Source organism: Leisingera sp. XS_AS12 (genome assembly GCF_041224635.1).
In the GTDB taxonomy this organism is placed as follows: domain Bacteria; phylum Pseudomonadota; class Alphaproteobacteria; order Rhodobacterales; family Rhodobacteraceae; genus Leisingera.
The window spans coordinates 1-395 of record NZ_JBGFGM010000033.1 but is presented as its reverse complement, the minus strand read 5'-3'; the positions used below and the strand labels follow the sequence as shown (position 1 = coordinate 395).

The window sequence follows — 395 nt, the reverse complement described above, 5'->3', positions numbered from 1 at the left end:
TTGTCTTCGACGCCTTTAGCGCGCTGATACACCAGTGCCCTTGCCTCGCGAGAGAACGGCACCTCTTCGCGGTCGCCTTCCAGCATATACTGGCGGATCTCTGGCCGGATGGATTCCAGAAGGAAACGCATGTGACCCATGATCGGGTAGTTGCGCAGAACCGCATGGCGCCTTTGGACAAGATCCCTCAGGCCCAAAGCGGTCAAGCCGCCCGTCACCGCGGCGACCGGCAGCCAGGCGCTGCTAGCAGCATAGGCGGCCGTGGAGCTGGCGAGCGCGGCGAAACCGCTCAAAGCGAGAGGGAGGAGGCGGGCAGGAAGGGCCATGACGGTCACACCGGTCTAAAATGCTGTACTGTATGGCATATTGGATGGAAGCCCCCAGTCCACAAGGAG

General features: G+C 61.8%; 1 pseudogene. It reads right to left on the bottom strand.

Annotation, left to right across the window (positions count from 1 at the left end):
- Positions 1-326, bottom strand: a pseudogene (locus AB9K35_RS00435) (FMN-binding glutamate synthase family protein); the annotation flags it as partial.
- Positions 327-395 lie beyond the last annotated feature (69 nt).